This is a genomic window from Paenibacillus polymyxa (assembly GCF_018614975.1).
Taxonomy (GTDB): domain Bacteria; phylum Bacillota; class Bacilli; order Paenibacillales; family Paenibacillaceae; genus Paenibacillus; species Paenibacillus polymyxa_E.
The window spans coordinates 193,701-215,581 of record NZ_JAGGNR010000014.1 but is presented as its reverse complement, the minus strand read 5'-3'; the positions used below and the strand labels follow the sequence as shown (position 1 = coordinate 215,581).

Genomic DNA, 21,881 nt, shown 5'->3' with positions numbered 1-21,881 from the left:
TTAAAAAGTCATTTAGACTTTTTGAACTCGCACTGATATAGAGATGCATGAAAAGGAAGGATTTATGTGAATAAAAAGGCGATCAAGGCTTGGATTATGTATGATTGGGCCAACTCGGCTTACGCGACAACGGTGCTGGCCGCGGTATTGCCCGTATTCTATGCTTCGGTGGCTGCGGCAACTCTGGATACGGATACGGCTGCCTCCTATCTGGCCTATACCCATTCCATTGGCATGTTGTGCGTAGCGCTGCTAACACCGCTGCTCGGCACGCTGGCTGATTTGTCAGGACGGAAGGGTGACTTCCTGCGTGTATTTGCAATCATTGGTGTCCTTGCCACATTGGGATTCAGCGCAATCGGAGAAGGGGACTGGTTCCTTGCTTCCGCGTTGCTGGTCATTTCGACCATTGGCTTTGCGGGTGGTAACACCTTTTACGATGCCATGCTGCCGGATCTGGTACCTGTGGAACGAAGAGATATGATATCCTCCAAAGGTTATGCCTATGGTTATATTGGGGGAGGTTTGCTGCTTGCGGTGAACCTGCTGATGATTCAGCAACCGGGCTGGTTCGGGATGGGGAGTACACTGGCAGGCACAAGACTTGCGTTTATCTCCGTTTCGTTGTGGTGGTTGCTGTTCTCGATACCGATCTTTCGCCATGCTCCGAGACGGCCTGCATCACCGGGGCTGCCCGGAACGTGGACAGGGTACACTGCGGTGGGAGTACGCAGACTGCGGCAAACCTTTCGTCAGATGCGGCGTTTTCCCCAGTTAATCCGCATGCTGGTGGCTTTCTGGTTTTTTAATGACGGCATTAATACCATCATTCTGATGGCTACGATCTATGGGACAAGTATAGGCATAGGCACAGCCGACCTGATGCTCGCGCTACTGTTAACCCAGTTCATCGGGTTCCCGTGTACATTGTTACTGGGAGCATGGGCACAGCGTTGGGGAGCAAAGCAGGTATTAATCTTTAGCTTATCCGTATACATATGTATCGTGATTCTCGGTTATTTCATGACACAAGCGATCCACTTCTATGTGCTCGCCGGGTTGGTTGGTGTCGTGCAGGGTGTGAGTCAATCCACAGCGCGTTCCCTGTTTAGCAATCTGATGCCAGCTGGCAGAACAGGAGAGTATTTTGGATTTGTGAATATTACAGGCAAATTCTCTTCGATCTTTGGTCCATTTGTGTTTGGTTATGTTGGGCAGATCACAGGTTCCACACGTTGGGGTATTCTGTCGCTCATTTTCTTTTTCGTGGCGGGACTTGCTGTATTGTTAACCGTGAAGGTACAGAAGGGAATGCAGGATGCTACACAGGCAGATCAGGAAGAAGAACACAATGGGAGCATCGGAGCTCTGCTGGGAAAAGTTCAAATGTAAGGTGTACTGGGTGGTTATTCATCGGTTTTCATACTAGGCTTCTCCATAAATTAGTTATGGCTTCAGGCATTGTTCCTCACAGAACATGTCTGGAGCTTATTCGCATTTGTGCATTTTGATCAAGATTGATCAGGATGAAGTGATGGAACGACAGACAGCGGAATACAGTGAAAGAGTAAGAATTTATGAAAAGGTGAAAATAAAAGATTGACACGATACATATTGTATCATAGAGTGAAACTATGAATACATATTGTATCTAAGAGTTGTCGAATGAACCATGTGTTTTGCTTCATTCCCAGTTGAGCATCCGACGGAATATTGCAAAATGCTGACCTATAGCGTGCATATTACTCGTTTTGCCAAACACAAAGGTAGAGTCTGGTCTATCCCGGCTACATATTTATTTTAATGAACAGAGGAGAGGCTGCCATTGATCGACGCTCAAGGTAACGGACTTGTTTTCCTACTATGTGTTCCCCGCAGTGGTAGTTCCTTATCCACCGTAATGCTGCAAAATCATAGTCGTATATTTGCCACCCAGGAAATGTGGTTTCTGATGAATCTTGTCGATTTGTCCAAGGCTGATTCACGCGCTTATGGTGGCAGCGCCATCATACGTCAGTTCTACAATGCCATGGTATCCGAGGATGTCTTCGAAAAGGCGTGCAGAAGTTTTGCTCTTGAGATCTACAATGGATTCCTGGAAGGAAGCGGAGCAGACTTCATCGTTGATAAATCTCCACGGTACTATTACATGCTGGAATGGCTGGATCGTCTGTTCCCTCAGTCCAAGCGTATTCATCTCCAGCGTAATCCTCTGGCCGTAGCTGCATCATTCAAAAAGGTAAACCGCCACACAGGAGAAGGATTCGACCTGATTCATAGTCTGCAGAGCCCCAAATTAAATATGAAATCCGTAGATCTCACACTTGGGATACTTCGCTTGAATGATTATTTTGCAGAACCACACGCCAATGCGTATGAACTTCAATATGAACAATTGGTTGCCAGACCTCAGGAAGAACTTGAGAAACTATGCGCATTTCTGGGTATTCGATATGAACAAGGTATGGAGCAGTATGGACAGTTTCTGGACAGTGCCAAGTCTGACATGTTCTACAGTATGGGTGTGGGTGATCCATTCCTCTCTTCGCATCAAGAGGCACATCAGGGTTCTGTTAACAACTGGAAAAATATATTAGAACCACATGAAGTTGAACTGTATTGCCGTGTGATGGGTGCAGATGTGTTCCATCGGATGGGATACAGTGAACAGCTGGCAGAAGCTGAACAATGGACGGGTGTACATTATGATGCAAATCCTGATCAAGAGATCATCGACCGAATCACGTCTCAGTTGACAGCAGCGACCGGTTGCCAGTGGCAACCGCAATACCGAATGCAGCCAGCAAATTCTGTCGTTCATGATCCAGTTGTGAATCTTAACGATCGAGTTGTCGAAGAACCGGAAAAGATAGACCCGACGCTAGCTGCACTGGTAACGATCAGACAGCTGCAAGCTGCATTACGGGCAGCAGATCATCGTCTGGAACGGGGTTACAGTGAGCGAGAACGCTTGAAAGTCCAGCTGGCTTCTGCTCAAAGCAAAATACAGCGTATCAAATCATGGGTACCATTTGGTCACCAGATCAGCGCCTGGGCTTCACAGCGCAAGATTCTACGGGGAGGCAAGTCATGAGCGCCATAGCAGGAATTGTTCACAACGATGGTCAGCAGGCGCTATGGGAAGACAGCTGGCGCTTGTACGCAAGCCTGGGGCATGTCCCTGCGGATACAACAGGGGTGTGGAAAGGCAATGAGGCGTTCCTCAGTTGTCATGCCCAATGGATTACACCGGAATCGGTTAGCGAGAAATTACCTTTATATGATGAGGAAAGTGGTCTGACCATCACGGCAGATGCCATTCTGGATAACCGGGAACAACTGGCTGATCAATTACAGATATCCAGAGCTGAACTGGCTATGTTGGCGGATAGTGAATTGATCTTGCGTGCCTATCAGCGCTGGGGAGACGATGTGGCTGTCCGATTGCTGGGGGACTTTGTATTTGCCATATGGGATGAGCGGAATCGCAAACTGTATGCAGCAAGAGACATTACAGGTATGAGAGCTTTTTATTACCGACATGATGGTTCACGTTTTGCTTTCTGCACACTCATGAATCCGTTGCTCGGGCTTGAAGGGGTACATAAAGAACTTGATGAGACTTGGTTATCTGAGTTTCTTGCCATTCCCGACATGCATGATTCAGCAGATATCAACTCGACCGTATATCGGGGGATAAGCCAACTACCTTCTGCACATACACTTGTCTTCCGTGACGGTAGGCTGGAGCTGAAGCAATATCATCGTTGGGATGAAGTGGAACCTCTAAGGCTTAAATCGGATGGTGAATATGTAGAAGCGTTTCGAGAGGTATTTGGTCAGGCAGTCGGCTCACGATTGCGAACGCACAGGCAGGTGGCTGCTGCATTAAGTGGAGGACTGGACTCGGGAGCCGTGGTAGGTTTTGCTTCCGGAACACTGAGAAGTCAGGGCAAACGGCTGCATGCCTATAGTTATGTTCCCGTACCGGATTTCACTGATTATACGTCAAAAACGTTGCTGGCCGACGAGAGGCCCTTCATACGTTCCACGATTAATCACGTCGGCAATATCACGGAGAACTACCTTGATTTTGAAGGCAGAAGTCCACTTAGTGAAGTAGATACCTGGCTCGACATTATGGAAATGCCCTATAAATACTTTGAAAATTCGTTCTGGATCCGCGGATTTTATGAAAAAGCGAGCCAGCAAGATGCAGGCATCCTGCTCACAGGCGCACGTGGCAATTTCACCATCTCCTGGGGTCCGGCTCTCGATTATTACGCCAGTCTACTGAAAAGTGGCCGTTGGTACCGCTGGTTCCGTGAGATGCAGCAGTATAGCGAGCGGACCGGGATGCCCTTCTCCCGTATTGCCAAGATCACTGGGAAAAAGGCATATCCGGATTGGTTCAAGGCTCAGTCCAAAGGAGCCAGCCAGGCCGCATCCGTGCAGTTGATCCATCCTGATTTCGCGCAAAGGACAGGTGTATTGGAACGACTCAAATCCATTATTGTTCTGCAGAGCGGTGCCCAGGCCGATGCACTCAAGGTACGTGCGGAGAAATTCAATAACCTGGCCATTGCGAATAAAAACGGTGCCGTTGCTACGAAGTGTTCTCTCCGTTACCGGGCTTGGGAACGTGATCCGACAAGTGATGCCAGAGTCATCCGATTCTGCTTGTCTGTACCGATTGAACAATATGTGAGACAAGGGACGGATCGTTCATTAATTCGCCGAGCTACTTCCCCGGAGTTGCCTGACAAGGTTAGGCTGAATCAGCGGGTACGGGGTGTACAGCCTGCCGATTGGCTGCATCGCATCATTCCGAATTGGGACGCATTTACTGCTGAGTTGCGTGTATTGTGTTCTGACAGCAAGGTTGCTGGCATATTAAACACGGAGCGCATCAAGTCTGCCTTGGCGAATTTTCCAAGTCCGAGACCAGAGCTTGCTTCACATCCAGATCTGCGATTGATGATGCACAGTTTGATTGTATATCGATTCATTCGGAAGTTCTGAATGATTGCACTTGAAAGGAGGTGAATACGATGCAAATGGAAAAAAAGGAATGGCAAGCACCAGCTCTTGAAGTGTTGGAAGTCAATCAAACGATGGCTGGTACTGGCTACAGACAAATTGACTGGATCACAGTTCACGATGCGGATCTGTACGATCCAACCGATCCAACTTCCTAAGTTGTTTAGTTCTAAAACGTGTCATCATACTTAAAGGGCGGAAATGGAATTAATTCAGCTTTTCGCCTCCGCCCTTATATTGAGCAACATGAATATAAGGGCTTTTTTTACATTTAATTACGAAGGAGGCGTCGTTCATTGTTGCTTGTTCATTATGTAGCGTATGGTCTGCGCTGGTCGAGCCAACTTCGAATGCCTGAACTGCAATGCGTACCCGAGGGTGCAGAGATCAATGCTGATGCCGTAGATGTACACATTGAGTCTTCGGACCTGAATCCATTGTGGGAGAGCTGGGACGTTGCGGATGACAACTTTGTGGCACGGGATGGCAGCCTTTTTTTCAAAATCGAAGATACAGGCCTGTTTCTAATGGAGCAAGGAAAGCGCATTGTTGTATCCCCTATACCGGGTGCAGATGAGAAAAAGGTCAGATTATTCATCCTGGGCACCTGTATGGCGGTCATTATGATGCAGCGTGGCATCCTTCCATTACATGGCAGTGCAGTGGTTATTGATGGCTGGGCTTACGCATTTGTCGGTCATTCGGGGGCAGGTAAATCGACGTTGTCGGCCGCACTGGCATCACGCGGTTATCCACTTCTCACCGATGATGTTGTTGCACTGACCTGGGATGCCGGAGGAAGAGCTATCGTATCACCTGGTTATCCGCAACAGAAATTGTGGCAGCCTAGTCTGGATGGATTCGGCATGAAGGAACAGGATTATGCAACAGTTCACGCGGAGATTACGAAGTATGCGATACCTGTCCAGCACTATTTTCATGAGATGGCCGTACCACTAGCTGGAATATTCGAACTTGCTCCACAACCGGAGGAAAACCATACATCTGTTCAACTGGTTGAAGTGGCAGGCTTGGAACGATTGCATCTATTATGCTCGCATACGTTCCGTGGTGGACTCGTTGCAAGACAGGGACTGGCACAGTGGTTGTTCGAGACGGCTTCAAGGCTTTCAGCAAGTGTGGAGATTGGCAGATTGGTCAGAACGGGTGCTGAGTTTACAGCATTTGAGATGGTGGATCGGATCACAGATCACATACGTAAAGGAGTGCATACAGGACAATGACAGCAACTACACGGATGAATGTGGAAGACCGGGTAATCCGGAAGGAAGGCAATCTGGTTAGTGATATGGGCAGTGAAAAAGTCATGATGAGCATTAGCTCTGGAAAATACTATAATCTGGGGAGTACCGGTGGACGAATCTGGGACTTGATCGCAGAAGAACGCACGTTGGGTGAAGTTGTTGAGGTACTTGCTGCGGAGTATGAGATTGAGCCAGATGTATGTCGTGAGCAGGTGGTGCAATTCCTGGAACATCTGTCCCGTGAAGGTTTAATCGACATTACTCGCGGAGTGTAGAATGATGTTGCGAAAAATAAAGGCTTATCTCTCGCTCCCGCGGTCGATGCGTCGACTGGTATGGGAGGCTTATATCCTCCTTGGTTGGGCACGCATACAGAAGGCTATGCCATTCGCCAAAATCGCGCCAGGGCTGGGTACACCCATGGTTGAAACACCGATGACAGGACTTGATCGCACCGAGGTCATCACTATACGGAATATTTCCAAAGCGATTTCGCTCGCCAGCAAATATACGTTATGGGAAAGCCGCTGCCTTGTAATGGCGATTGCCGGGATGAAAATGCTTGAGCGACGCAAGATAGAGAGTACGTTATATATGGGGACTGCGCGGAATAAGCAAGGACATATGATGGCTCATGCCTGGCTGCGAAGTGGTAAATTGATCGTGACCGGAGCTGATACTATGGACCAATATACGGTTGTCGGTGTGTTTGGCAAACGGTGTCCGGAGAAGGGATCTGGGGAGATTGTCTATGATACATGAAAGTGAACTCTATTCATCAGGGTTTCCGAAGGAGCTTAAGCTGATTTTGAGTGTGATTAGAGATGATCTGACGGCTCTATCCCCTGAAGAACTCAAGGCGGTTTTGCAAGGAACGGATTGGCAGCTTTTTCTGCGGCTTGTCTATCATCACCGCTTATACTCTGTCCTTTATTTGAAAATGAAAGAATTGAACTCTGCAATCATTCCTGCAGATGTTATGGAGAGTCTGAGACAACAATATACGGTCAATACATTCCGCATGTTACATCTGACAGCTGAAATGGAGCAGGTGTGTGGAGCTTTTCGTGAACGCGGCATCCGCAATATTACACTAAAAGGACCGGCGCTCGCCCATGATCTCTATGGCGATGTATCCATGCGAACCTCCAAAGACCTGGATATCCTGATTCCGTTCGATGATGTGGAAGCGGCTGAAGGCATTCTGGCTACCCTCGGATACGTATCCAAGGAAGGGGAACGGGCACCTACGGTGCGCAGCTGGAAATGGCGGGAACATCATATCTGTTACACCCATCCGGTCAAAAGGACTCAAGTGGAGATCCATTGGCGTCTGAACCCGGATTCGGGGAAAGAAACCGATTTTGAATTGCTGTGGAAACGTAGCCGATTCAGTTCATTCACACAGACACCTGTCCGTATGCTTGAACAAGAAGATCTATGGGCTTATTTGGTCACCCATGGAGCACGTCATGGCTGGTTCAGACTGCGCTGGTTGCTGGATATCGATCAGATGATTCGCAGCATGCCACTTGATGTGAAGAAAGTAGAAAGACGTCTGAAAGCGGAGGGACGTTTATCAATCGGTTCACAGGCTCTTCACTTAGCCTCAGATCTGCTGAGCACGCCACTGGATGCCGAGTACAGGTCCTTGATGTCTTTGAGTGACCGTACAGGCAAGCGATTAGCCAGCGAAGGTGCAAGATTCATGAATGACATGCTCGAAAGTCCAGCTGACATGAAAAATTATCAATCTTATTTGTTTAAACTTCGAAGTACGAAACAGAAGTGGTTTTTCTTTATTGAACGTTTATATCCAAGTACATGGGATGTGGATCAATTGCCGCTTCCGCGTTCTTTGTTTTTTCTGTACTTTCCGTTACGTCCGTTTCTCTGGTTCTGGCGGCGAATTAAAAGGTATACGGTGACGGAAAGGGGTAAAGTATGATCTCGGAATTAAGGTATTTCATGCGAAAGTTGCATCATGTTACGGGGCCCATTTTATATTGGAATCTGCTAGGGATGATCTGTATCAGTCTCATGGAAGGGATCGGCATCTACATGCTTGTTCCGATGCTGAGTCTGATTGGCATATTTGAGATGGGCTCCACAGGCTTAAACATTCCCTGGCTTGGGGAAGTGTTGAATCGTTTTCCTGAGAATAGCCAATTGTTACTTGTATTGTTCACCTTTGTGTTGATTGTCTCCGGACAGGCCTGGATGCAGCGTCTCCAGACGATCCGTAATATTCGAATCCAGCAGCAATTTGTACGAACGCTGCGCATGGAAACCTATGGTGCTATTATTATGGCGCAATGGTCATTTTTTCTCCAAAAACGAAAATCCGATTTTAACCATATATTAACGACTGAACTTGCACGTGTGAGCCAGGGAACGAGCATTATGCTGCAAATGGCAGCCTCCCTGATCTTTACGGGAATTCAGATCGGTCTCGCTTTCTGGTTATCCGCCAAGTTGACGGCACTTGTGCTGGTCTGTGGATTGGTATTATTTTTTGTCTTGAGGAAATTCGTCAAGCGGGCCAAGCAAATCGGGGATCAGACCTCTCAATTTTCTCAAAGTTATTATAATGGGATTACCGAGCATTTCAATGGAATCAAGGATATTAAGAGCAACATGCTTGAGCGCTCACACATGAACTGGTTTGAGCGTATGTGCAGACAGATTGAACGTAATGTCATTCAATTTAGTCAATTGAACAGTGGAACACAGCTGATTCACCGGATGTCCGCGGCAATCATTATTGCGGCATTCATCTATCTTTCTCTCCGTGTAATGACGGTGCCGCCAGCAAGTCTGCTGCTCATCATCCTTATCTTTTCCCGATTGTGGCCAAGATTTACGGCGATTCAATCCAATCTGGAGTACATTAGCTCCATGCTGCCTGCGTTTCGGGTGGTAAGAGAACTGCAAGCGCAGACGGCGAAAAGTCGTGAGATTAGTGAAGAGATTGCTTCGGCAGGAGACGTTGAAACGGATGGGATTCAACCTATGGAACTGAAGGAATCTATCACGTGTGAGGATGTCTGCTATCGCTATGAGGGAAGTGACAACTACTCATTGAGAAATGTGCAAGCTTCGATTCCAGCAAGGGGTATGACCGCAATTGTGGGCAAATCTGGAGCAGGCAAGAGCACGCTGATCGATCTGATTATGGGCCTTGTGAGGCCTGAAACTGGTCGTATTTTGATTGACGGTGTTCCTCTGTCAGAAGAACGATTATTGAGCTGGCGAAGTTCCATTGGATATGTCTCCCAGGACCCATTCCTGTTTCATACAAGTATTCGTGAGAACCTGCGTCTGGTTGATCCAAATGCAAGTGAAGAACAGATGTGGCAGGCTTTGCAATTTTCCTCCTCTGCGGCTTTTGTGAGGAAGCTGCCTCAGGGTCTGGATACGATTATTGGTGATCGGGGTATTCGTCTATCGGGAGGAGAACGCCAGCGATTGGTGCTTGCCCGGGCCATGCTGCGCAATCCTTCGGTATTGGTACTGGACGAAGCAACGAGTGCGCTGGACAGTGAGAATGAACAGTACATTCATGAGGCACTGGAACGGTTAAAAGGTCATGTGACCATTATTGTGATTGCACACCGATTGTCCACGATTCGGACGGCAGATCGTGTAATTGTGCTTGATGAAGGTCGGGTGATTCAAGAAGGCGGGTACCAGCAGTTATCAACTGATCCGGTAGGGACGTTCAGAAAGCTTTTGAACATGCAAGCGGGTGTTGTGGGGCAGTAAGTGAGAGAGTGAGTGAGTGAGTGAGTGAGTGAGTGGACATCAGAAGAGTTCAAACGCGATGGTATCACGTAAAGAGGCGCGCCACGATGGGCACGCCTTTCATATAGGTGGTTCGTATATTGAGCAAGGATTAATGAACAACAGCTGTTTTCGTAGGAAGCGGCAGTTGAAGAGCACCGATCTGCTCCAAATGCTGTACGATCTCTTGCACGGCTTCCTCAATGGACCATTGCTCTGTATCGATGATAAATGAAGGAGATTTTGGTACATCATAGGGGGCGGAAATGCCTGTGAAATGGGGGATGTCACCGTTGCGGGCTTTTTTGTATAGGCCCTTGGGATCACGACGCTCACATTCTTGAATTGAACAGCGCACATAGATTTCAATGAAATCATCCGGTTCAAATAACTGTCTGACCATCTCCCGATCCTGCTCATGAGGAGAGATAAAAGCCGAAAGTACAAACAACCCGGCATCTACCATTAACTTCGATACTTCACCAATTCGCCGCAGATTTTCTTGACGATCCCCTGCTGTAAAACCGAGATCACGGTTCAGTCCATGACGTACATTATCCCCGTCTAGAACATAACAGCGTACGCCTTGATCGTAGAGATACTGCTCCAGGGCAAATGCAAGGGATGACTTTCCTGCACCTGATAACCCGGTAAACCATATGGCACGACTATGGTGCCCATTATGCTTCTCCCGGTCTTGTCTGTTGATGCTGGATGATTGCCAGGTTATATTGCGCTCTTCCTTCAACATAAGTATCCCGCCTTTTCCCTACCATGATATGTATGATATTTTAACATATTTACAAGATTATAGCACCTTACAGATTTCTTCTAAATAAGCGTGAATCGACGAAATATCGGGTATAGATGTAGTACATACATAAGCAATATGCATATATCCAAGGAGTATTTTACATCGAATGATGCAAAATGCTTACATCCCAGGAGGAACAATGTCATGAAAGAAAACATACAAAACATACAAGTTGGATTCAAATGCCCGGATTGCCAGCAGGATGTCCGAGCGGAATTTATAGATGAACAGATCAGCACGGTGCGTTGTAAAGGTTGTGACAGAGCGTATACACTTTTGAAGCCAACCATTGGTGATGAAATTCTACTGGATTGGGAGCAGGAGGCTTTGTATCACAAGCTGAGGGCAGAGCGGTCTGAACTGGATAATCACAATATGTCGGCCTTGATTATCAAAGTTATCGAGCTTCTTACATGGCGTGATCGGGGAGATGGACAGACCCGTGCCATACAGACCGTGAGGGAATGGCTTGCTTCCAATGGCAAACCTCAGACCTTACTTGAATTGTTCCATCAATCTCCGCCACAACCTGAAAATAAACGTTTCGATCGTTAATGATTTACATACATTAGCCGTTCCTGTGGCATATTATCTGAAGGTGTTCGTGTGTGCAAACGACTAACCGAATTTTTCAGGAACAGGAGCGGATAGTATGAAGCGAATGGTTCTATATATACTGTTGGGACTGTTATCCATCAGTGTGGTACCGGCACAGACTGAAGCATCACCGGTCACCGGAGCGTATCACTTTGGCTTCAAAAAAAGTCAAAACGGTCAACTGCCCTCCATTGATCAGGAAGGCTTTAAATCGATCTTACAACATAACGATGCCATTTTCCTGGGGGATACAAAGCAGAAGGAATTGTATCTCACGTTTGATAACGGGTATGAGAATGGATTCACACCTGCCATACTGGATGTTTTGCGTACCAAGAAGGTGCCAGCTGCATTCTTTGTGACAGGTCATTATCTGAAAGATCAGCCTGAGTTGGTCAAACGTATGGCGGCTGAAGGTCATATTGTCGGTAATCATTCATGGAGTCATCCGGATATGACCCGTATCTCCAATGAGAAGCTCAGAGAGGAACTCGAGAAGGTGAAGTCGGAGGTCAATCGGCTGACGGGTCAACAAGCGACCTTTTTACGGCCACCGCGCGGGATTTTTAACAATCGTACGCTTGCAGAGAGTCATGCCCAAGGGTATGTGAACGTGTTCTGGTCTGTTGCTTATAAAGATTGGGATACCAATGTGCAGCGTGGTGCACAATATGCTCATCAACAGGTGCTGAAACAACTCCATCCGGGCGCTGTCATTTTGCTTCATTCGGTATCCAAAGATAACACGGAAGCTCTGGGTTCCATCATTGATGAGGCACGTAAGCAAGGATACGCATTCAAAAGTCTGGATGATCTGCGGACTAAAAGTTATTGATCCATTATCATAATGAGCAATGGACCAAATGCAGGTCATTCAAAAGTTTAGCAAAAATATTAAAGGGCATCCTGAGCGATTAAGCTCGGAATGCCCTTTTTAGTTGTATTGGTATGCCTGTCCAAGTATTGGATGTACCACATACAGATTTGGAAGAAAGGATTGGGTAATACGATACGATGTAACGTGTAATACTATAAAACAGTGTTATAAATGATTCCGATGGTTTTGGGACCGCAATGACTACATATAACACAACCAGCAGTGGTTAGTTCCACACGGGCACCCGTTTGTTCCTGCAAAGACTTCTGCAAGTCAAGCGCATCTTCTTCAGCCATAGTGTGCACAACAATCAGCAGGTCTGGATCGATCTGATCTTTCTGGCTGAGCGTATTATTCAGCATTTGTTCCAGAGCTTTCTCACGTTTTCCGCGCACTTTATAGGCAGGTGCCATCTTGCCATCTGTTACCCGGATGACAGGACGGATCTTGAGCAGGCTTCCAATCAGGTTCTGCATGCCCGAACAGCGTCCGCCTTTATACAGATACTCCAGTGTATCGATGACAAACTCCGTGCGTACATTTGATTTCATCGCCTCAATCAGGTGTGTAATTTGAGTCAGGTTTTGCCCTTTATCAGCAGCATGTACAGCTTTCATCACCATCAGCGCAATTCCTGATGAAAGATTCTGTGAGTCAATGACCGAAATTCGACCTTCCGGGAACTCGGAACTGGCTAGTCGTGCATTTTGATAGGTAGAGGAAAGTTCAGAAGATAAGCTGATATATAAAATCTCATCCCCTTGATCTATGTAAGGTTGAAATGCCGTTATAAAGTCAGCGGGGGAAGGTGCAGCTGTTTTGGGAAGACGCCCATCTTGGCTGACACGTTCATATAGCTGTTCAGGCTTAATCTCAGCACCGTCTTTCAGTGATTCTTCACCGAACACGACATATAAGGGGATGATACCGATATCGTGCTGCTGGATCCATTCTGGAGCCAGATCACTTGTGCTGTCCGCAAAAATTTTGATTCGTGACATGTCAATCTCCTTTGAAAACAATGATTTTGGCAAAAAATATAGATTATACTTATGTGTAAACCCATTCATTTTAATTATAAGGAAACATGACGCTGATGCAAAGCGTTACATCAGCGTCATGCCTACCAAAATAAGTGCAACGAATAACAGAATCATGATCCCATTTAATATGGTTCCGATCATGGCAAAGACTTTCTTTCGATTCTTGAGGACAAGACCAATAATTCCTACGATGCCTCCGGCCAGATTGAGAATCAGGCAGACCAGAATGGCTAATGAAGCTAGAACCACGGCTGGATGCAAGGCTATCTCTTCTGTCTGCAACGGAGTGAGAACTCCGATGGACTCGTTTACAGCTATGGTGGCAATAAAGAATATCAGAATATAACCCAAGATTGCAACCAATCCAATGACAAAGCTGGCGATTCCAGGTCCGGAATGTTTCAGTGGTGCCATTGGTTGCCTCTCATGATCGGACGGGTATGCTTCATACCCATTGTGATTGTATGGATCTGCATGGCCAGAATTCTGATCCGTGTTGTTATAACCTGAATTATAGGAATCGCGATTATCCATAATGTTGACTTGCCTCCCTTAATCATCGTACTGAGTGTTATTAACCTAATCGATGAGTAATGATTAGCTTCATCCCATCTTCTCGGTACTGAAAACCAATCTTTTTGAACTTGCACTTAAAATACAACGATTACATACCTGTTTACTTTTCCATAATTATCGATAAAAATCAAGGATTTACGCCAGTTTTCTACGATATATAGGGGAGGGATAGGATTAGTAAGTATAAACAGACATATGATCTATGAAGCTCCACCCCGACTGGTAAAGGAGGAATAGATTCGCTACAATAATAGGAGTGAAGTGTAGTTGAATTAAGGGAGAGAACTTACATGCAACGTAGATGGATGATGCTTGGAGCTGTAATGACCATGCTATCGGTGGCGATTGGTGCGTTTGGTGCTCACATGCTCAAGGATACGATTGGGCCAGCGGCCATAGCTACATATGAGACAGGTGTACAATATCACATGATTCATGCATTGGCCTTGCTCATTGTTGGCTTGACGGCTGGTCAACTTGGAGCATCTACAAAACTGAAGTGGGCAGCGCGTCTGATGTTTATCGGAATTATCGTGTTCTCGGGCAGCTTGTATGTGCTTAGTATTTCTGGCATCAAGATTCTGGGTGCCATCACACCGATTGGTGGGGTAGCCTTCATTGCCGGATGGTTGTTATTGGCAATAGATGTGTGGCAACGAGGTAAGGATCGCTCCTGATCGGTCCAAACAAATCTCGGAGGGTTCAATCCTACATGAACCATAGAACTAAAAAAGCAACTTGGGTTAGAATGTCCCGTCATTCTAACCCAAGTTGCTTTTTGTTTTAATCCGATGAAGTTAGTTACAGGAACTCATCGATTTCATTGGTTCGGAACGTATACACCTGTTTTTCATCGACATGGTAGATGCTCACAATACTGGTATCTCGATCAAAATTCAGAATACGGCAAGGAATGCTCTGATGTTTACCGTTCTTGTTATTGACAACAATACGGGTGAGTTTATTCTCTTTAATGAGCGTGTCTATCCACGCGTCAAACGAATTTCCTTCGGAAACATTGGATGTTTGGGTGGCAGGCTTTTTCTCGCTAACCGGTTTTTCTTGCTGATTCTGTGTTTTGGCTGGAGCAGGTGAGGCAGGTATCTGTGTTGCAGTGGACGCCTTCTGTGCTGCGATAGCTTGTGATTTTTTACGTTCGTTGTGAAGTGTGACGAAGGAGTCCTTCTTGGACTGGAGTGTCGCTTCAATAATTTTGCCTAGCTCTATGCCGGATTGAATCCGAAAGTCCGCAATTTGTTCTTCTTTGTTTATGAACTCCAACAGGGACTGCAGTGCCAATGCATTTGAGCGGCTCTTAATAAGTATATCGACATTAAATAAAAAGCCGATGTCCTCTTGATTGGATAAGGTTTCTTTCATTCATCCCAGCCCCGTTAAAAAGTATGTCAGCTCAAAAAAACGCTTCAATTCACTATATCATTAAAAAGGAAAATATCATAGTGCCAGAGACGCAGAAATATGCCGAAACAAAATGAATATAGTCCCGGAGTGCCCCTTAATTTCTCCCCAGAATAGAACAAATATTCTTCCTTTTTCATCCCTTGATCGTCCTGTTTGCCTGCGCCAGTCGTGCGTGTCTAATCTATAATTTATTTAATCAGGACAGGAAGCAACAGGGGGAATCGGAAATGGGCAATGCATATCAGGATCGATTGAGATACGTTTATAAAATTACATCTTCCAGAATTAGAAAAGCGGATTATGATCTGCATCTTACTTATCAAGAAGCGACAGTAAATGGAGAAGTGGCATCTATTGGAAACCATCAGGTGTTTCGTTTTATAGATCGTATTCGAGGCTACAAGGAGAGGGAACAAGATCTGGCTAGAATCAAGCTGGAAATAGAGCGATTAAAAGCCTTGAAAACCAATGCTGAACATAAAAGAACAATGAAGAAATTGCATGAAGAACTGAAAAATCTGAAATTTGCCGATGATTACTTGCTGGTGGTCATTGAAAATAATAAAGACTATGACCGGCTGAATTCATCGAAAGCCTTCTCTATTAACGGCAAAAAATATAAGCGGTTATTGGCTACGACAGGTGGAGCCAAAAGTTCAACGGTCATCTATGTGAGTGAGGATATTCATTCGCTGTTGGAGAAAAGATTGAATAACGGCAGAGATGCCAATAAAGAGCTGGTTCCTGCCAAACTGGAGGCATATAAGGCCCTGGCATGCAGTACAAGCACGCCTGTGTCACATCCCGAACGTGTATTGGTTGTTCAGGATTGCATAACCGAATTTGGAGCAGATATTATTCAGATTGATGATTCCGAGACAGAATACCCTCGCATTGAGAATAGGAAAAATGAGCCTGTTCAGATGAATATGAGTGACGGATTTGGTCTTATCTCTCCTGCACTTAGTGAACGATGGGCAACCGAGCTGGGACATGCATATATCCCGAGTGGATTTTGTATTCGTAATAGCTTCTGTAAAGGTATGGTATTTACATTTGATTATCACGAATTTGCTTATCGAGTTGCAGGCAAGTATATGGTGGACGATGCCTGGGGTAATCCTGTGGATATTCGAGAGGTAGACCTGATCATCACAACGTCCATGCTTAAACTATGGAGCTCATACAACAGTATCGACGAATATCTGTTATGTTGTGGTTATTATGGCTACACGTTCAGCGTAACGAAGGTTACACCCGAAGAACTGGAGGATGAGCGACATTTAAACTACCAGTTTATTCAGTCGCTCCAATTGGATGATAACGAGATTGGTGAACTTATTCGTCCTACGGTAGACTCGATTAAAGATGTGCTAGGTGAAGACTATCGCAAGGCACTGTTATTTCTCAAAGGAATTCACATCCATGAGAACGATTATAGAAATAGTCCAGATGATTATATTAAAGGGCTGATGGTAGACCCGCGACTTATAGATGATCCTTTTGTGCGGAGCAAAATTCATACTTTAATACGTAAGCGAATGAATGAAGCCAAGATCGGAGTTCTGAGAGTCAAAGGCAATTTCAGCATTATATCTGGCGATCCCTATACATTGTGTCAGAGCATATTTAGCTTGCCTTTAACAGGATTGCTAAGTTCAGGTGAATTCTACTCCAGATATTGGAATGAACGCCATGTGGACCGCGTAGCTTGCTTCAGAGCTCCGATGACTTGTCATAACAATATCAAGGTGCTTCGTTTTCAAAATACAGATGAGATGCAGCATTGGTATCGTTATATGAACACGGTCACGATCTTGAATTCATGGGATACGACGACGCATTCCTTAAATGGTGCAGATATGGATAGTGATCAGGTCTTAACTACAGATAACCAAACGATTCTAGGGGCAATTCAGGAGCTTGATGCGATTGTATGTGTACAGAAAACCTCTGCCCAAAAAATTCCGGATGAAAACGATCTGATCCAGGCCAACAAAGACAGCTTCGGTGATCTGATCGGTTTTACAACGAACAAAATCACGTCGATGTTTGATGTATTAGCCAATTATGAGGAGCATAGTGCAGAATATCAGGAAATGATGTACCGAATTCAATGTGGTCAGCATTATCAACAAAATGCCATTGATCAGGCTAAAGGTATAGAATGTAAAAAAATGCCGAAGCACTGGTATGATATTCGCGCTGCGGTATCGGACGAGTCTGCCTTGAAAATGGTAGCACACAAGAAGCCTTATTTTTTCATATACAATGACCCGGAACAGAAAAAAGAATATACCACCTATGTAGAAAAAACGAGTCAGAAGTGCCTGCAGTTATTTGGCATGACTGTGGATGAATTGTATTCGAAAAAGGAGCTATCTCCGGATCAGGAACAGTTCCTGGCACAGTATGAACAGAGAATGCCTGTATCCACGGCTCCTTCTGTGATGAACCGGTTATGCCATCAAGTGGAAGACGAGTTCAACAAGTTAAAGCTAAAACAGTCCGAGAGTCCGTTTGATCATACGATATTGATGAGTACCAAAAAATACTCCCAAGCTCGTTATAAAGAGATTCAACGTTTATATCAGATGCATAACGAAGAGCTACGTAGTTATATGACCAATCTGCGCAAGAGCAAGGTGAAAAAGGAAGAAAGATCGGCCCGCTGGCAGTTGTTTGTGTCACGTTTTAAGGAGCAGGCACTGGAGATCTGCAATAACGAAGAAGATCTGTGCAATATGATTGTGGACATGTGTTATCGAAATGCAGAGAAATCAAAGCAATTTGTATGGGATGTCTCAGGGGATCAGATTATTCGCAATCTATTGCTCAGCAATAATAATATTATCCATTATCCGGTTAGAGATCAGGATGGCGATATTGAATACGCGGGAAGAACCTTTAAAATGACCCAAATGCATGTGAAGGAGCAGCGTCTTGAAAATCATTCTGAATGAACGTCATCATGCCGAGCAAGCAATTGCACATGGGAGAATGGATAAGAAGCCAACCAAAACGTTGATTTGTTTAGCTAAATACGGGCTTGAACAGGGGAAGAACGCCGAAGATGCGTATGCGTTGTTAAATCAGTTTATGACCAAATATTATCCAGACTACAATGCTGTCCAGTGGGATACATTTCTCAATCGTATCATTAAGCAGTCTCAGAAGTATATCAAGATGAGGGAGGAGGCCAACAAGAGTGCGCTAACCGAAATTGATCATGTACCTGTAACACTCGAAGAACTTCAAAAGATCAAACAACTTAAAAGTAAACGACTCGAGAAATTGGCCTTTGTTTTACTGGTCTACAGCAAGATTAATAATCGAATCAATGAAAATGATACGTACTGGATTAATAATGAATGGAAAGAAATTTACGGTGATAGTCAAATGGCCGTAAGCAAAAAAGATCAGGGGTTATTGGTGCACAAACTTATTCAGTTAGGGTATCTCAAAGAAAGTCAACGCGTCGATTCGACTAACGTACAGGTTTTGTTCGCTGCGGAGCATGGTGAGGTTGCCTTCCAGTTAGTTCGCTTCGATGATTTTGTGTTGGAGTACTCTCGTTGGAAAGGAGAAAATATTAAAAATTGTACCGTATGCGGAAAACGGATGCTGGCAAAATCGAACCGAATGAAATACTGCAAGGAGTGCAAAAAAGCTGGCATTAGTCCAATTAGAAAACTTCTCTAAAGCTAGACACAGCAATGCTTTGCATGGTTGTTCAAGAATTTCTTTAATGATATGCCAGAGACAGGTTTCCTAGTTATGGGGGAGGTATCAACTTGGAAACAGTCTTATAAAGAAAATATGCTACATAACGCTTAGGTAGGTGAATTATGTCAAATGGGATAACTTTAGCACATGTAGAGTCTTTAATTAGAGAAGCGGTGAAACATAGCGGTCCGGGACAGCCAGGAGATCCTGGCGAAACTGAACTCGCTATCAAGCGGGCACTGGAGGCTGCTGGCGAAGCCTTACAGGCTGCCGGAAAAGCAAAAGAGGCTTATCAGACGACTCGACTTGTGTACCAGAGTCCGGTTGCTGATTTTGAGGAGTTAAGTATGCAGTACCCTTCTCCTGAAATAGGCTGGACGGTACAGACGTATAAGGATGGTAAAAGATATCGTTTTGATGGACAGACATGGGTAGAGATTGATGTATTTGGTCAAAACCTTCAGGTGGTTAATTCCGATATGGATGGGCTCATGAGTACAGCTGAACACCTGAAATTAAATGAGATTCCGTTGGAAGTACAGGATCGGGTTATGGTCTTCTGCAAAGAATCACGGGTGTACCCGGAAGTACTGGGGATTCTAGCCCCCTTTCCATTCGATGGCGAGATTTTACATGTAAAGGGCTACTGTGGAGTTTCTGGAGATACCGCGACTGAAATAAGAATTGAACGATCCAAGGATCTCATTCACTGGCAGGATGTGATGGGGAGTTCACTGAAATTTGAAGCATTTCAACATCAAGATGACGGTGAGGCTACATTTGAGACCAAAAAAGTGGAGGCTGGAGATATCTTCAGAATCAACATCATCGAAGCAGGTTCAAACATTCAACATCTTACGATTCAATTAACGATCAGAACATAAATAAAAGGAGATGGAATATAATGACACAACCAATTATTTCATGGATGGATGCTACACATAGTAATGAGATTATTGCCCCTTTTGACTACAAAGTTATTGATGCGGATAGCAAAAGTGATATTTTTATTTTCAATGTATGGAACAATAAGAATGGTGCTTCGGACGTATCTAAAATGGAAGATTGCACGATTACAACGCGAGATATGACTGGTGGTACTGGTGACACGGAGGCTCATGATGTAGAAGTGGTGAAGAATAACTGGTTCCACGTTCAGGTTGATTCCTTGGGGGAGACAGACCTGGAAGAAGAAAGTTCACGTATTGGTAAGGATTTTTCCAAACCCATCGGAACAACAGGCAAGACAACCAAAGATCATACAGGAACCGCTTATGCAACCCCATTTGCACCGGGACCGAAAGAAATCCTGGGCGTTAGTAACAATGGCAATCCTCAAGATGCGGCTGGTAACTATGTGACCCTGTCCATTCAATGTGTAGTACCGCTGAATGCGAAAAGTGGCAAGCAACAGTTCAAGAAACGTATCTCTTATCGTTACGTGTAAAAAGGAACAATCATGTGGACAGGCTATTGCAGCCTGTCCTTTTTAAAAGGGGGAAGTCCTGTGATTCTAGGTAATACACAATTTACACGTTCACCTGTATCTCAAGCTTATATATGGATTGCTGATTACTATGATGGTACTTATTTAAGCGAATTCGATTTTCAGACACAACAATCAAACAGCTTTTATAAAATTAACAAAGAAAAGTTGGTCTCTTTTGGATTGATCGGGCAAGGGTCGCACGTGTATCACAATGTTGCCAACGGTGTATTTCATATTAATGCGGATCGGTACGCTATATCTTACGTATGTGACGAACAAGAATACCCGCTAACGGGGAGGACCTTTCTATACAGTGACATCATTCAATTCAAGAATGTTTCTTCAGATGTGAATATGAGTGGACACTCAGGTCCTGGAAGTTCGGGCGCTTTCAATAATACGATTGAATGTTTTAACTTCGGTTACAAAAAAATGATGAACTTGAATGATGTGCAGATTAACTTTCAATGTGTGTGTTCCCTGCCGTTGAGTGGAACTGCCTTTCTCCAAATTAAAATCACCTCAGACCAGGACCTGCCAGGGGAATTGGTTATTCGTAAAAATGGATTTGTTATAGATCAAATCGTAGCTCCTCTGAAGGCAAATCATGCAGGAATCATAAACTGGGACATTCGTTGAGTTGGATTTTGAGATGAGATAGGTGGTGAGAGTATGGCGATTCAAGAAATTGCACTGGATATAGATCTGTCTGTAGGTGTTTTTCGAGATACGGTATATCAGGATCAGAAATTGAAATTAAGAGAGTTGAGCCAGGATGCGGACGGGAATTCAATCTATCCTGCTACTGGATTTTGGGAGTCCACTGCGATCCGAATTCAGGATAAGATCGCATCATTTAAAGGTGTGGCTGCAAAGGTAGATGTTGCGGGGGGCGCAGCATACAAGATCTATTGGAGTACATCTGAGGATGGCTTCGAGTGGGGGGCGTATGAGGAAATTCTTGCAGATGTGACTGCTCCTAAATCTCCTGCAAAGTATGCCAAGGTGAAAATTGAGATTTTTTCTGAGAAGGAATATTCGAATTTCTACATAGACGATTTTGAAGAGGGCGGGAAGTACAACAACTCCTTTGTTGAAAGCGATTCGGGTTCACTAGGCTTAAAGAGAATATATCAATTGAACATGGAACGAGTATCGGACACTCCAACAGGGATGGTATTACGTCAGAAGGTTGAAAATACGAAATTTAAGAAATTAGACAGAATTAGAGTAAGTAAGGGGTGATTTT

Annotated in this window: 22 protein-coding genes; 18 read left to right on the top strand and 4 right to left on the bottom strand. The window is 44.9% G+C overall.

Going from position 1 to position 21,881, the window contains the following annotated elements:
* Positions 1 to 66 precede the first annotated feature (66 nt).
* From J7E78_RS14160 to J7E78_RS14120, 9 genes are all read left to right on the top strand, one after another.
* The gene (locus J7E78_RS14160) at positions 67 to 1,392 is read left to right on the top strand and encodes an MFS transporter (RefSeq protein WP_215076886.1); all 1,326 of its coding nucleotides are present in this window, start codon (positions 67 to 69) and stop codon (positions 1,390 to 1,392) included.
* A gap of 433 nt (positions 1,393 to 1,825) precedes the next feature.
* Positions 1,826 to 3,094 carry a sulfotransferase family protein gene (locus tag J7E78_RS14155; RefSeq protein ID WP_215076884.1) on the top strand — a complete coding sequence of 423 codons (1,269 nt, stop codon included), beginning with the start codon at positions 1,826 to 1,828 and terminating at the stop codon, positions 3,092 to 3,094.
* A complete protein-coding gene (locus J7E78_RS14150; protein WP_215076883.1) occupies positions 3,091 to 5,022 on the top strand; it encodes an asparagine synthase-related protein in 1,932 nt (643 codons plus the stop codon). Before J7E78_RS14155 ends, J7E78_RS14150 begins: the two co-directional genes overlap by 4 nt.
* A gap of 29 nt (positions 5,023 to 5,051) precedes the next feature.
* Positions 5,052 to 5,198 carry a paeninodin family lasso peptide gene (locus J7E78_RS14145; protein WP_215076881.1) on the top strand — a complete coding sequence of 49 codons (147 nt, stop codon included), beginning with the start codon at positions 5,052 to 5,054 and terminating at the stop codon, positions 5,196 to 5,198.
* Positions 5,199 to 5,336: 138 nt separating this feature from the next.
* Positions 5,337 to 6,284 carry a phosphoenolpyruvate carboxykinase (ATP) gene (locus J7E78_RS14140; protein WP_215076879.1) on the top strand — a complete coding sequence of 316 codons (948 nt, stop codon included), beginning with the start codon at positions 5,337 to 5,339 and terminating at the stop codon, positions 6,282 to 6,284.
* On the top strand, positions 6,281 to 6,580 hold the full coding sequence (locus tag J7E78_RS14135; protein ID WP_215076878.1) for a lasso peptide biosynthesis PqqD family chaperone: 300 nt from the start codon (positions 6,281 to 6,283) through the stop codon (positions 6,578 to 6,580). Before J7E78_RS14140 ends, J7E78_RS14135 begins: the two co-directional genes overlap by 4 nt.
* Before the next feature lie 4 nt (positions 6,581 to 6,584).
* Positions 6,585 to 7,067, top strand: coding sequence for a lasso peptide biosynthesis B2 protein (locus tag J7E78_RS14130; RefSeq protein ID WP_215077110.1), 483 nt, complete (start codon positions 6,585 to 6,587; stop codon positions 7,065 to 7,067).
* Between the two features lie 52 nt (positions 7,068 to 7,119).
* Positions 7,120 to 8,253, top strand: coding sequence for a nucleotidyltransferase domain-containing protein (locus tag J7E78_RS14125; protein ID WP_311517455.1), 1,134 nt, complete (start codon positions 7,120 to 7,122; stop codon positions 8,251 to 8,253).
* Positions 8,253 to 10,070 carry an ABC transporter ATP-binding protein gene (locus J7E78_RS14120; RefSeq protein WP_215077109.1) on the top strand — a complete coding sequence of 606 codons (1,818 nt, stop codon included), beginning with the start codon at positions 8,253 to 8,255 and terminating at the stop codon, positions 10,068 to 10,070. The genes J7E78_RS14125 and J7E78_RS14120 overlap by 1 nt, the downstream gene beginning before the upstream one ends.
* A 130-nt stretch (positions 10,071 to 10,200) precedes the next feature.
* Here the strand turns inward: J7E78_RS14120 and cysC are convergent, their stop codons facing one another.
* Positions 10,201 to 10,839, bottom strand: a complete 639-nt coding sequence (gene cysC / locus J7E78_RS14115) for an adenylyl-sulfate kinase (protein ID WP_215076874.1) — start codon at positions 10,837 to 10,839, stop codon at positions 10,201 to 10,203.
* A 207-nt stretch (positions 10,840 to 11,046) separates the two neighbouring features.
* Between cysC and J7E78_RS14110 the strand changes: the two genes are divergently transcribed.
* Together J7E78_RS14110 and pdaA are read left to right on the top strand one after the other, a co-directional pair.
* Positions 11,047 to 11,457, top strand: a complete 411-nt coding sequence (locus J7E78_RS14110; protein WP_215076872.1) for a hypothetical protein — start codon at positions 11,047 to 11,049, stop codon at positions 11,455 to 11,457.
* A 97-nt stretch (positions 11,458 to 11,554) separates the two neighbouring features.
* Complete coding sequence (gene pdaA / locus J7E78_RS14105; RefSeq protein WP_215076870.1) at positions 11,555 to 12,334, top strand: delta-lactam-biosynthetic de-N-acetylase; 780 nt, start codon at positions 11,555 to 11,557, stop codon at positions 12,332 to 12,334.
* 194 nt (positions 12,335 to 12,528) lie between these two features.
* On the opposite strand, the gene J7E78_RS14100 is transcribed toward pdaA, so the two are convergent.
* The gene (locus tag J7E78_RS14100; protein WP_215076868.1) at positions 12,529 to 13,377 is read right to left on the bottom strand and encodes a DegV family protein; all 849 of its coding nucleotides are present in this window, start codon (positions 13,375 to 13,377) and stop codon (positions 12,529 to 12,531) included.
* Between the two features lie 105 nt (positions 13,378 to 13,482).
* Positions 13,483 to 13,953, bottom strand: a complete 471-nt coding sequence (locus tag J7E78_RS14095; RefSeq protein WP_215076867.1) for a hypothetical protein — start codon at positions 13,951 to 13,953, stop codon at positions 13,483 to 13,485.
* A 332-nt stretch (positions 13,954 to 14,285) separates the two neighbouring features.
* Here J7E78_RS14095 and J7E78_RS14090 point away from each other — a divergent pair, with 332 nt between their 5' ends.
* Positions 14,286 to 14,672, top strand: coding sequence for a DUF423 domain-containing protein (locus J7E78_RS14090; protein WP_215076865.1), 387 nt, complete (start codon positions 14,286 to 14,288; stop codon positions 14,670 to 14,672).
* Between the two features lie 124 nt (positions 14,673 to 14,796).
* Here J7E78_RS14090 and J7E78_RS14085 read toward each other — a convergent pair whose 3' ends face one another.
* Positions 14,797 to 15,375, bottom strand: coding sequence for a hypothetical protein (locus tag J7E78_RS14085; RefSeq protein ID WP_215076863.1), 579 nt, complete (start codon positions 15,373 to 15,375; stop codon positions 14,797 to 14,799).
* A gap of 269 nt (positions 15,376 to 15,644) precedes the next feature.
* On the opposite strand from J7E78_RS14085, the gene J7E78_RS14080 reads away from it, so the two are divergent.
* The 6 genes from J7E78_RS14080 (at position 15,645) to J7E78_RS14055 (ending at position 21,877) form a co-directional block, all read left to right on the top strand.
* The gene (locus J7E78_RS14080) at positions 15,645 to 18,380 is read left to right on the top strand and encodes an RNA dependent RNA polymerase (RefSeq protein WP_215076862.1); all 2,736 of its coding nucleotides are present in this window, start codon (positions 15,645 to 15,647) and stop codon (positions 18,378 to 18,380) included.
* Positions 18,361 to 19,119 (top strand): hypothetical protein, encoded by a 759-nt coding sequence (locus tag J7E78_RS14075; protein WP_215076860.1) that lies wholly within the window; start codon positions 18,361 to 18,363, stop codon positions 19,117 to 19,119. The genes J7E78_RS14080 and J7E78_RS14075 overlap by 20 nt, the downstream gene beginning before the upstream one ends.
* Before the next feature lie 146 nt (positions 19,120 to 19,265).
* Positions 19,266 to 20,027, top strand: coding sequence for a hypothetical protein (locus J7E78_RS14070; protein ID WP_215076859.1), 762 nt, complete (start codon positions 19,266 to 19,268; stop codon positions 20,025 to 20,027).
* A gap of 20 nt (positions 20,028 to 20,047) precedes the next feature.
* Positions 20,048 to 20,590: a hypothetical protein gene (locus J7E78_RS14065; RefSeq protein ID WP_215076857.1), complete on the top strand. Its 543-nt coding sequence runs from the start codon at positions 20,048 to 20,050 to the stop codon at positions 20,588 to 20,590.
* Between the two features lie 60 nt (positions 20,591 to 20,650).
* The gene (locus tag J7E78_RS14060; protein ID WP_215076855.1) at positions 20,651 to 21,271 is read left to right on the top strand and encodes a hypothetical protein; all 621 of its coding nucleotides are present in this window, start codon (positions 20,651 to 20,653) and stop codon (positions 21,269 to 21,271) included.
* A 33-nt stretch (positions 21,272 to 21,304) separates the two neighbouring features.
* Positions 21,305 to 21,877, top strand: coding sequence for a hypothetical protein (locus tag J7E78_RS14055; protein ID WP_215076853.1), 573 nt, complete (start codon positions 21,305 to 21,307; stop codon positions 21,875 to 21,877).
* Positions 21,878 to 21,881 lie beyond the last annotated feature (4 nt).

Excerpts from the sequence above, each read along its gene's own strand:
- cysC (WP_215076874.1), bottom strand. The coding sequence starts at position 10,839 with ATGTTGAAGGAAGAGCGCAATATAACCTGGCAATCATCCAGCATCAAC.
- J7E78_RS14145 (WP_215076881.1), top strand. The coding sequence starts at position 5,052 with ATGCAAATGGAAAAAAAGGAATGGCAAGCACCAGCTCTTGAAGTGTTG.
- J7E78_RS14090 (WP_215076865.1), top strand. The coding sequence starts at position 14,286 with ATGCAACGTAGATGGATGATGCTTGGAGCTGTAATGACCATGCTATCG.
- J7E78_RS14095 (WP_215076867.1), bottom strand. The coding sequence starts at position 13,953 with ATGGATAATCGCGATTCCTATAATTCAGGTTATAACAACACGGATCAG.
- J7E78_RS14065 (WP_215076857.1), top strand. The coding sequence starts at position 20,048 with ATGACACAACCAATTATTTCATGGATGGATGCTACACATAGTAATGAG.
- J7E78_RS14130 (WP_215077110.1), top strand. The coding sequence starts at position 6,585 with ATGTTGCGAAAAATAAAGGCTTATCTCTCGCTCCCGCGGTCGATGCGT.
- J7E78_RS14135 (WP_215076878.1), top strand. The coding sequence starts at position 6,281 with ATGACAGCAACTACACGGATGAATGTGGAAGACCGGGTAATCCGGAAG.
- J7E78_RS14070 (WP_215076859.1), top strand. The coding sequence starts at position 19,266 with ATGTCAAATGGGATAACTTTAGCACATGTAGAGTCTTTAATTAGAGAA.
- J7E78_RS14100 (WP_215076868.1), bottom strand. The coding sequence starts at position 13,377 with ATGTCACGAATCAAAATTTTTGCGGACAGCACAAGTGATCTGGCTCCA.
- pdaA (WP_215076870.1), top strand. The coding sequence starts at position 11,555 with ATGAAGCGAATGGTTCTATATATACTGTTGGGACTGTTATCCATCAGT.
- J7E78_RS14055 (WP_215076853.1), top strand. The coding sequence starts at position 21,305 with ATGGCGATTCAAGAAATTGCACTGGATATAGATCTGTCTGTAGGTGTT.
- J7E78_RS14085 (WP_215076863.1), bottom strand. The coding sequence starts at position 15,375 with ATGAAAGAAACCTTATCCAATCAAGAGGACATCGGCTTTTTATTTAAT.
- J7E78_RS14080 (WP_215076862.1), top strand. The coding sequence starts at position 15,645 with ATGGGCAATGCATATCAGGATCGATTGAGATACGTTTATAAAATTACA.
- J7E78_RS14150 (WP_215076883.1), top strand. The coding sequence starts at position 3,091 with ATGAGCGCCATAGCAGGAATTGTTCACAACGATGGTCAGCAGGCGCTA.
- J7E78_RS14110 (WP_215076872.1), top strand. The coding sequence starts at position 11,047 with ATGAAAGAAAACATACAAAACATACAAGTTGGATTCAAATGCCCGGAT.